13 protein-coding genes and 1 pseudogene are annotated in these 8,128 nt (G+C 68.7%); 5 read left to right on the top strand and 9 right to left on the bottom strand.

Annotated elements, in window-relative coordinates; genetic code table 11:
• Positions 1-15 precede the first annotated feature (15 nt).
• The 3 genes from ACSDR0_RS48375 to ACSDR0_RS48365 all read right to left on the bottom strand — a co-directional run bounded on the left by ACSDR0_RS48375 (position 16) and on the right by ACSDR0_RS48365 (position 2,508).
• Positions 16-348, bottom strand: coding sequence for a hypothetical protein (locus ACSDR0_RS48375; RefSeq protein WP_435295742.1), 333 nt, complete (start codon positions 346-348; stop codon positions 16-18).
• Between the two features lie 220 nt (positions 349-568).
• Positions 569-1,102 (bottom strand): GNAT family N-acetyltransferase, encoded by a 534-nt coding sequence (locus ACSDR0_RS48370; RefSeq protein ID WP_435295741.1) that lies wholly within the window; start codon positions 1,100-1,102, stop codon positions 569-571.
• Complete coding sequence (locus ACSDR0_RS48365; protein ID WP_435295740.1) at positions 1,099-2,508, bottom strand: MFS transporter; 1,410 nt, start codon at positions 2,506-2,508, stop codon at positions 1,099-1,101. Before ACSDR0_RS48365 ends, ACSDR0_RS48370 begins: the two co-directional genes overlap by 4 nt.
• Before the next feature lie 92 nt (positions 2,509-2,600).
• Here ACSDR0_RS48365 and ACSDR0_RS48360 point away from each other — a divergent pair, with 92 nt between their 5' ends.
• Entirely contained in the window at positions 2,601-3,095 is a 495-nt protein-coding gene (locus tag ACSDR0_RS48360) for a winged helix-turn-helix transcriptional regulator (RefSeq protein ID WP_435295739.1), read from the top strand.
• Positions 3,096-3,225: 130 nt separating this feature from the next.
• The gene (locus ACSDR0_RS48355; RefSeq protein ID WP_435295738.1) at positions 3,226-3,885 is read left to right on the top strand and encodes a recombinase family protein; all 660 of its coding nucleotides are present in this window, start codon (positions 3,226-3,228) and stop codon (positions 3,883-3,885) included.
• Positions 3,886-4,009: 124 nt separating this feature from the next.
• On the opposite strand, the gene ACSDR0_RS48350 is transcribed toward ACSDR0_RS48355, so the two are convergent.
• From ACSDR0_RS48350 to ACSDR0_RS48340, 3 genes are read right to left on the bottom strand one after another with little or no spacing between them, the layout of a single operon-like run.
• The gene (locus ACSDR0_RS48350; RefSeq protein ID WP_435295737.1) at positions 4,010-4,669 is read right to left on the bottom strand and encodes a dihydrofolate reductase family protein; all 660 of its coding nucleotides are present in this window, start codon (positions 4,667-4,669) and stop codon (positions 4,010-4,012) included.
• Positions 4,669-5,175, bottom strand: a complete 507-nt coding sequence (locus tag ACSDR0_RS48345) for an SRPBCC family protein (RefSeq protein ID WP_435295736.1) — start codon at positions 5,173-5,175, stop codon at positions 4,669-4,671. Before ACSDR0_RS48345 ends, ACSDR0_RS48350 begins: the two co-directional genes overlap by 1 nt.
• Positions 5,176-5,178: 3 nt before the next feature.
• Positions 5,179-5,520: an ArsR/SmtB family transcription factor gene (locus ACSDR0_RS48340; RefSeq protein WP_435295735.1), complete on the bottom strand. Its 342-nt coding sequence runs from the start codon at positions 5,518-5,520 to the stop codon at positions 5,179-5,181.
• Between the two features lie 146 nt (positions 5,521-5,666).
• On the opposite strand from ACSDR0_RS48340, the gene ACSDR0_RS48335 reads away from it, so the two are divergent.
• Complete coding sequence (locus ACSDR0_RS48335) at positions 5,667-5,834, top strand: hypothetical protein (protein WP_435295734.1); 168 nt, start codon at positions 5,667-5,669, stop codon at positions 5,832-5,834.
• A gap of 213 nt (positions 5,835-6,047) precedes the next feature.
• Here ACSDR0_RS48335 and ACSDR0_RS48330 read toward each other — a convergent pair whose 3' ends face one another.
• Positions 6,048-6,413 (bottom strand): DUF6461 domain-containing protein, encoded by a 366-nt coding sequence (locus ACSDR0_RS48330; protein ID WP_435295733.1) that lies wholly within the window; start codon positions 6,411-6,413, stop codon positions 6,048-6,050.
• Positions 6,414-6,538: 125 nt separating this feature from the next.
• Here ACSDR0_RS48330 and ACSDR0_RS48325 point away from each other — a divergent pair, with 125 nt between their 5' ends.
• Both ACSDR0_RS48325 and ACSDR0_RS48320 read left to right on the top strand, forming a co-directional pair.
• Positions 6,539-6,811: a hypothetical protein gene (locus ACSDR0_RS48325; RefSeq protein WP_435295732.1), complete on the top strand. Its 273-nt coding sequence runs from the start codon at positions 6,539-6,541 to the stop codon at positions 6,809-6,811.
• Between the two features lie 260 nt (positions 6,812-7,071).
• A complete protein-coding gene (locus ACSDR0_RS48320) occupies positions 7,072-7,254 on the top strand; it encodes a hypothetical protein (protein WP_435295731.1) in 183 nt (60 codons plus the stop codon).
• On the opposite strand, the gene ACSDR0_RS48315 is transcribed toward ACSDR0_RS48320, so the two are convergent.
• Both ACSDR0_RS48315 and ACSDR0_RS48310 read right to left on the bottom strand, forming a co-directional pair.
• Complete coding sequence (locus tag ACSDR0_RS48315) at positions 7,244-7,807, bottom strand: dihydrofolate reductase family protein (protein ID WP_435295730.1); 564 nt, start codon at positions 7,805-7,807, stop codon at positions 7,244-7,246. The two genes, ACSDR0_RS48320 and ACSDR0_RS48315, sit on opposite strands and share 11 nt — an antisense overlap.
• Positions 7,808-7,869: 62 nt before the next feature.
• Positions 7,870-8,128: pseudogene (locus tag ACSDR0_RS48310) on the bottom strand (hypothetical protein); the annotation flags it as partial.

Raw genomic sequence — 8,128 nt, 5'->3', positions numbered from 1 at the left:
CGGTCATGCTTGAGATCACATGATCATCGGGAAGGTACACCCCTTCCCGGCCGATCCACAGGTCTCAAGCATTGCTCTCAGATTATCCAGGGGTGGCGTCTCGGGGTATCGCCCGCCACCGCCTGTCCCGCCGTCGGGGCTCCCGCCACCGGGGGGCGGTGGCGGCGCACCTCCGCCACCGCCACCGCCGGTGGTGGTGCCGCCTCCCCCGCCACCATCCGGCTCCTCGCACACATAGAAGTCGCAGTTCGGCGGCATGGCCGCGGCGGGACCGGCGCTGATCAAGCTCGCGGCGCCGACCGAGAAGACCACGGCAATGACCATTACGGCCTTGCGTTTCTTGTTCATGCAGTCATCTCCTTTCGTCGTCAGACACGAAAGGATCTCCGGCTGCCCTTGGAGGCCGGTTGCGAATCAATGAGAGCCGCTGCGGTCTGACCGGGCCCCTCCGCTCCCGAAGGTGGTCCCAGCCCCGAAGTGGGTCTTCGTTTGGGGTTGAGGCTCTGCTTGCTGTCGTGGCCTTCTGTCTCATGACCGGGTGAGGGATGGCTTGTGCGTTCGGTGGGTCTCATTGGGGCACTTCGCGGGGGGTTTGGGCGAGGACCGGCATGTGGAACAGGAGGCTGTCGCCGTGGTGGGTGGTCAGGGCGCCGGGGCGGTGCCGCAGGATCGCGGCCTGTGCCGCCTGGTTGTCGGGCAGGGTTTCGGCGGTGAAGTGGGTGATGCCGCGGGCGTGGGCGAGTTCGCCGAGGGCGTCGATGAGCAGTCGGGACAGGCCGTGCCGCTGCCAGGCGTCGGCGACCAGCATGGCCATCTCGGCCGTGCGGGGGTCGGTGCGGTCGCGGACGTATTCGGCGATCGCGACGGTGTGATCGCCGCTGTCGGGGATGGCCAGGAGGATCTCGCGGTTCCAGTGGTCGACGGTTTGCAGGGAGCGTAGGTAGCCGGCGGGGATGCGGGGTGAGCCGACGAAGAAGCGGTGGTAGAGGCTGGTGGCCGAGGCGTGGTCTGACAGCCCACGGACAAGGGGGACGTCGGCGGGCCGGCAGGGGCGGATCGTGAGACCAGGTGTGCGGTGCGCGGGAAGGGTCGCGGTGGTCACGGGCGGGTCCTCCGGAGCGGGGTGATGCCGAGAGCGGTAGCGGCGCTGAGGGCGGCGGTGCCGGCGATGAACCACCAGCCGTGCCGGAAGGCCTCCTGCAGGTGCGTAGCGGGGAGGTCGAGGGTGCCGAGAACGGCGACGAGGATCGCCACACCCAGGACGTAGCCGAGCTGGCGGCTGGTGTTGACCACGCCGCTGCCGGTGGCGGCCTGGGCGGGCGGCAGGCCCGCGGTGGCGGCGGCGATCATGGTGGGCAGGGCCAGCCCGATCCCGACGCCGATGACGATCCAGCCGGGCAGCACCTGCGTGGTGTAGCGAACATCTGCGGAGGTTCCGGCGGCAAGCAGCAGCGCGCCGGCGCAGAACAGCAGGTTGCCCACGGCGATCAGGGCGCCGACCGGGACGCGCCGGGCCAGGCGCTGCCCGACGACGGCGAACAGCGGCACCATCAGCGGCCCCGGCACGATCGCCAGGCCGGTCTGGATCTCGCTGTACCTGGCGGCGTGCTCCAGCCAGAGCACGATGGCGGGGAAGGCCGCGCCGAAGGCCGTGCAGAACACCAGGGCGGTGGCGTTGGCCCACACGAAGGACGGCACCCGCAGCAGAGCGGGGTCGATGACGGGGGCCGGGTGCCGCGCGGTTCGGCGGGCGAACACGCCGATCCCGGCGGCCGCGGCGGCCAGCACCGCGATCGTCGGACCGTTCGCCCAGCCCCACGCGCCGCCCTGGACCAGGCCGAGCGACAGGGCGCCGACCGCCGCGGCCAGCACTGCCACACCGAGCAGGTCGGGCATCGGGACCGGAGAGGCAACGCCGGTGTCGGGGATCAGCCGCCAGGCGGCGGCGATCACCGCGATCCCGATGGGCACGTTGATCAGGAACACCCACTGCCAGGACAGCTGCACCAGCGCTCCCCCTGCGACCGGGCCGATCGCGGCGGCGAAGGAGCTTGTGGTGGCCCAGATCTTCACCGCGCCGGTGCGCCGTTCGGCGGGCAGGGCGGTGAGCAGCAGGCCGAGGCTGGCCGAGGTGAGCGCCGCGGCTCCGGCGGCCTGCAACCCCCGGAAGGTCACCAGCCACCACAGGGACGGGGCCGCCGCGCAGGCCGCGCTGGCGACGGTGAACAGGGCGAGGCCGGCCAGGAAGGCGGTCTTGCGGCCGTGCCGGTCGGCCAGCCGCCCGGCCGGGATCAGCAGCGCCGCGTACACGATGGTGTAGCCGTTCAGAACCCAGCTGAGATTGGCCAGGCTCGAGCCCCGGTAGGCGGCGCCGATGCTGGTGAAGGCGACATTGACCACGAACACGTCGAGCATCGCCATGAACGCGGCCGCGCACAGCACGAAGGTGACGGCGCCGGGCCGGACGTGCCGGGGTGGCGCCAGGGCCGTCAACGTGGGTTCGGGCATGGGGGGACCTCTCATCCATCTGGCTACCCTTATGTATAGCCAGCCTGGCGCTGACTATACATAGGTGAAGCCATGGCGGGTAGCATGGTTCCATGGCTGCTGTGATGGAGGGACCGCTGGCGGACCTCGGCGCATGGAAGACCGACGGCTGCTCGCTGGTCAAGGCCCTGGAGATCGTCGGGACCCGGTCGTCGCTGCTGATCCTGCGCGAGGCCTACTACGGCACCACCCGTTTCAGCGCCTTCGCCCGGCGCACCGGTCTCACCGACCGGGTCGCGGCCGGGCAGCTCAGGCACCTCACCGAGGCAGGGCTGCTGGCCAAGCGTCCCTACCGGGACGAGGGCGGCCGCACCCGCGAGGAGTACGTGCTCACCGACATGGGCCGCGACCTGCTGCCCGCCGTGATGAGTCTGATGCAGTGGGGCAACAAGTACCTGCAGGACGGGCGTCCGCCGCTGCTCTACTTCGAGCACGGCACCGAATCACCAGTCGAGGTCGAGCTACGCAGCGGCACCGGCCGCAAGGTCGAACTGGAGAACCTCGCCGTCCGCCTCAACCCCGACCGGCGCAAGCCGCAGGGCGACTGACCCTCAGACCCCGGCCCGCCCGGGCATGCCCGGTGTATTGCCGCACCGACCAAGGGTTGTCGGGATTAGAAGGTTTGTCGACACATGCGTAGCCGAATACGAACCCGCAGGTAGTCACTGTCGATGACTTGTGTCGAAAACCAACGTCGGTGAACGGTCGTCAGTTGCATTCCGACACACGCTCTTCGGCTATGCGCGGGTCTCGACCGCTGACCAGAACCCTGACCACCAGATCGACGCCTTGCTGCGGGCTGGGGTCGAGCGGGACAACGTCTACCTTGATCGCGCCAGTGGCGCGAAGGCCTCCCGTCCGCGGTTCGACATCGTGCTGCGGATGCTCCGCTCGGGCGACACGTCGAAGGCCACCCGGCTGGACCGGTTGTCGCGCTGGGTGTTGCGCCTGGTGACCCTCGGCGCCGAGTTGCGGATGCGCGGGATCGGTCTGCACGTGATCGAGCAGGGCCTCGACACCGACACGATGGAGGGCCGGGCGATGTTCGGGATGCTCAGCGTGCTGGCCGAGCCGCAGCGTGAGCTGATCGTGGCCAACACCAACGACGGCCTGGCCACCCGGGCCCGCGGCCGCGTCGGCGGCCGCCGGCCCCGGCTCACCGCCGATCAGGCCGCGCTCGCTCGGCAGCTGTATGACGCCCGGACCAAGACCATCCAGCAGATCGCCGACCTCTTCGGGGTTCCGCGCAGCACGGCCTACGGACATCTTGACAAGAACAGCACGACGCCTCGCCGGCGAAGCCCGAGCTGGCGAGGAAGTTCCACGACAACACCGTGAGGTCCCTCTCGGAGGAGCGTGCGGCCGAGATCGCGTCCCGAACGCTCGCCCTTCCTGACGCTCAGAGCGCCGAAGGTCTCACCGCGCTGCTGACCTCGGCGGGGAAACGCTGAGGTCGAGACAGTTACCGCTCCCGGACTGCGTAGGTCAGGTGGGTCACCCGCTGCGTCGGCTCCGCGCGGACCGGCTCCAGGGCCACGCGGCCCGCGTCCACGCCTTCGAACAGGCGGATTCCGGAGCCGAACAACACGGGTGAGAGCGCGATCGAGAACTCGTCGATCAGGCCGGCGTTCACGTACTCCAGGATCGTCGCGCCGCCGCCCGCGATGCGGACGTCTCGGTCGTCGGCGGCCTCGCGGGCCTGGTCGAGCGCGGTCTCGATGCCGTCGTTGACGAAGTGGAAGGTGGTTCCCCCCGGCCGCTCCCAGGGGTCACGCTTCTCGTGCGTCACGACGAAGACCGGCGTGTGGAACGGCGCCTCCTCCGGCCACGCCTGCTCGCCGCCGTCGAACATGCGCTTGCCCATCACGCTCGCGCCGGTGCGCTCGAACGTCTCCCGCGCGATGTCGTTGTCGCGCCCTTCCTCGCCGCCCTCGCCGAGCTTCAGGTTCTCCCGGAAGAACCGCTGCGGGAATATCCACTGCTGCAGTTCCATCCACTGTGCCGCCCAGCGCTGGAGCTGCGGGTCGTCCTGCCGCTCAGGCGAGATGAACCCCTCCAGCGACTCCGGCGCGATGAAGCCGTCCAGCGACATGGACACGCTGAAGAACACCTTTCCGGCCATCAGTCCTCAACTCCCTTCCGAACGATCTCGGTGACGTAGGCAGCGAGGTTGCTCAGGGTCTGCTGGCCGCCCTCGATCGCGTGGTACTTCTCGACCGCCTCGTCGCGCAGCTCCTTGGTGGGGAACACCGTGCGCATCTCGATCCGGGTCGCCGCGCCGTCAGGCGCGAACGTGAGGACCGACTCGAAGGCGTTCGGGTCGCCGCGGGACTCACCGTGCAGCAGCGCGATCCGCTCCGGCGGGGCGATCTCGGTCCAGGAGATCCACTCCTGGTAGTCCGTCCCGTCCGGTCCGTGCATCACGAAGTCCCACTCCCCGCCGATGCGGAACTCGAACGCCCGCGTGGTGGTGGTGAACCCCTCCGGTCCCCACCATCGCGACAGGTGCCGGACTTCGGTGAACGCCTCGAACACCAGCTCCCGTGGGGCACTGATGACCCGGGAGATCACGATCTCGCGGTCGGCCGTCGCTGACTGCGCCGGCGCGTCCCGTCCTGTCACTGCCATCGGTCACTCCTTCTGCCTTGCCTGTTTGAGGTCCTGCACGTACGCGTCCAGCCGGTCGAAGCTCTCGTTCCAGAACCGCTCGAACCCGCCGGTCCACTCGTGGACCGATCGCAGCCCGCGGGCGTCAAGGCTGTACAGGCACTGCTTGCCTGCCTTGCGGTCTCGCACCAGCCCGACCTCCCGGAGCACCCGCAGGTGTTTGGACGCCCCCGGCTGGGTCATCCCCAGCTCCTGGGCCAACTCGGTCACCGGCCGCTCACCCGCCCGCAGCAGCACCAGGATCTCCCGGCGCTGCGGCTCGGCGATCGCGTTGAAAACGTCCGACGTCGTCGCTGCTCGTGCCATGGACGCCATCATATGCCTATATCGGCATGCGTCAAGCCGGAGGAATCAGGCAGGTCTTGTCAGATGACGATCGTGACCCTTGTCGGCGGCTGCGGAAACGCGTATCCCGTAGATGGCACGCGCGACGGCGGCGGGCAGGGAAGGCGATGGGTGAGCAGCACGCCAACGGCTGGCGGGTGAGCCACCACCGGCTGGTGGCCGACGCCACGGTCGGCGTCATCGCCAACCCGATGTCGGGCCGTGACATCCGGTGGCTCGTCGCGAGCGCGTCCGTGTTCCCAACGCCGAGAAGGCCAGCATGGTGGTCCGGCTGACGGCGCTCGTCACCGTCGCCAACGACCACTTCCTCGACCAGTGGCGCCACATCCACCAGCCCCAGACGAGCCCGACACATCCGCCGACATCTTCGAGATCCCAGCAGAGCGCTTCGACCGCTCGCCGCTCACGGACCGAAGCAGGCCACCACCCGCCCCATAACCCGCACTTCAGATCACCTTGTCGCCGCACCCAGCCCAGAGCCGACGTCGCTATGCCCAGCGACGCGAACTCCAATCTCCACCGGCGCGCACCTCGCCGTCGACGGCGTAAAGGAACGTGGCCTTCCAGTTGACGTTGCGTTTAACGCTGGCGATGACCGCGCCAGCCGACAAGTCGCGAACCACGTCTCGCATGATGCCGGCGTAGCCTCCCCACTCGATCATGATGGTTCCCCCAGGTGCGGGCCCAACCTCGATGCCGCCTGGGCCGATGTGGTCGGGGTCGTCCACGGCGCGTAGGCGGCGCAGCACTTCCTGAGAGTCGAGGGTTTGTACGAAGGTGAAGCAGAAGCCGTCGTCAAAGCGGTAACCGAACTCTTCCAACCAGCGATAATCATCTGCCGTCACACCACTCATGGTCATCTCCTCCGCTCGGCGGGTTCGGATCACTCCGGGTCGCCGAACAGGATTATCCGCAGCGACCGACCACCTGGACGATCTTTCATGTCTCTGGCGTCCAGCGATCCCACCAACCTCGCCGCATGGTCTTCCACCTATATGCTCCGGCCCTCGATGCCGCTCAGAGCATCACTGGGGACACCGGCGGTACCGGCCATGGTTTGCGTCCCGAGGCAGGGAATCTTTCCCTGAAGTATCTGGACAGCCGACCGGTGACCTATGAAGCAAACGCGGTGATCTCACTCACCCTCGCGTGGGAGGCGGACAACTTGTTCGGAGTACGCATTTCCGCGGGATCGAACTCTCAGCGAGAACACCGTGCGCTGCTCGGGCGGCTTTCGCTGACTTTTCGCTGACTCCAGCCCGCGAGAACCCTGCGAAGGCCGTGCGGCCCACGTTCAAGGACAAACGAGCCGCCTAGCCGCCTGTGGTTTCCGGCGAAAAAACAACGCTAAGCCGCAGGGCCGGGCCGGCGGGTGACGCACCAGGGGCGGATGGCCAGAACCGCGGGTGCCGGGACGGCGGTCGTGCGGGCGCAGGGCCGCCGGCTGCAACAGGTCGAGCACAGGAAACGGCCCCCGGGGGAGGTTCCCCCGGGGGCCGGACTCGTCTTGCCTTGCGCCCTGCTCAGGCCGCCTGGATCCTGTTCGCCGTCGTGTCGGCCGACACCGCCGAGGCCAGGGGCGCGAATGCCCTGCCCGCCTACCTCGAGGTGTTCCTGGTGCCCGGGGTTTGGCGATCGGCACCCTGCTGGGTGCCGATCGCCGTCGCCATGGTGACGCTCGCGGTCACGGTCTGACCGGCCGGTACCGCACACTCAGCTCGGCCATGGGGTCGCCGGCACCGACCCGGTGGAGGTAGTGCGGCCGGCCACCGGGAAGGTCCAGCAGCCGGATGCCGTCGCCGAGCAGCACGGGCGCGATGTGCAGGTTGATCTCGTCGAGCAGCCCGCGTTCGAGAAGCTGGCCACCGATCGTCGGCGAAAGCACCTCGACGTTCCTGCCGCCGGCCGCGGCCAGCGCGATCCGTACCGCCTCGGCCACGTCACAGTCCAGGAATGTGACGCCGTCGGCGGGCTTGGCGTCCTCCGGATGATGGGTGAGCACGAAGATGGGGCCGGTCCAGGCGCCGCCGTAGACGTTGCGGGGATCCGGGAAGTGGTCCCAGCCGCGCCGGCCGCCCAGGACCGCGCCGGTGGTCTCGACGTACTCCTCGATCAGGCCCGGCTGGGGCGAGATGCCGGTCATCATCCAGTCCATCTCGTGGTTGGGCCCGGCCACGAACCCGTCCAGGGACATGGTGAAGTGCCAGAGCACCTTGCCGTTCGCGGTCTGCGGTTCGATGTCGTTCACTGCTGTCTCCTCTGCCGGCTGATTGCCTCGTGCGGTACTGAGACGGCATCCACCGCAGAACCTCATCGGTCCAGGGTGGGTGGGAGGTTGAACGACGGGAACAGGGCCGGCTCGTGGAATGCGACGATCTCGGTTATCCGGCCGTCGCGGACCAGCATCACGCCGATGCCGAACGGCTCGTACGCGTGCCCGCCCGGCGGGCACCGGTACGTCGCCGCGGCCAACTGGCCGTTGGCGCTCGCCGTGAGGTGCCCAGCAGATTCCGGACAGTCAGCTACATAAGCTGACAGAAGTCTGGAAGAGGTAGGTACGTGACGAGGC

Origin of the sequence: Streptosporangium sp. G11 (genome assembly GCF_051192615.1) — a bacterium.
GTDB lineage: Bacteria > Actinomycetota > Actinomycetes > Streptosporangiales > Streptosporangiaceae > Streptosporangium.
The sequence above is the reverse complement of the archived record's forward strand: the minus strand, read 5'-3'. Positions and strand labels throughout refer to the sequence as shown.

Coding starts and splice junctions, on each gene's coding strand:
- ACSDR0_RS48360 (WP_435295739.1), top strand. CDS start 2,601: ATGGCTGCTGTGATGGAGGGACCGCTGGCGGACCTCGGCGCATGGAAG.
- ACSDR0_RS48340 (WP_435295735.1), bottom strand. CDS start 5,520: ATGGCACGAGCAGCGACGACGTCGGACGTTTTCAACGCGATCGCCGAG.
- ACSDR0_RS48350 (WP_435295737.1), bottom strand. CDS start 4,669: ATGGCCGGAAAGGTGTTCTTCAGCGTGTCCATGTCGCTGGACGGCTTC.
- ACSDR0_RS48365 (WP_435295740.1), bottom strand. CDS start 2,508: ATGCCCGAACCCACGTTGACGGCCCTGGCGCCACCCCGGCACGTCCGG.
- ACSDR0_RS48345 (WP_435295736.1), bottom strand. CDS start 5,175: ATGGCAGTGACAGGACGGGACGCGCCGGCGCAGTCAGCGACGGCCGAC.
- ACSDR0_RS48325 (WP_435295732.1), top strand. CDS start 6,539: ATGGTCTTCCACCTATATGCTCCGGCCCTCGATGCCGCTCAGAGCATC.
- ACSDR0_RS48375 (WP_435295742.1), bottom strand. CDS start 348: ATGAACAAGAAACGCAAGGCCGTAATGGTCATTGCCGTGGTCTTCTCG.
- ACSDR0_RS48330 (WP_435295733.1), bottom strand. CDS start 6,413: ATGAGTGGTGTGACGGCAGATGATTATCGCTGGTTGGAAGAGTTCGGT.
- ACSDR0_RS48335 (WP_435295734.1), top strand. CDS start 5,667: ATGGGTGAGCAGCACGCCAACGGCTGGCGGGTGAGCCACCACCGGCTG.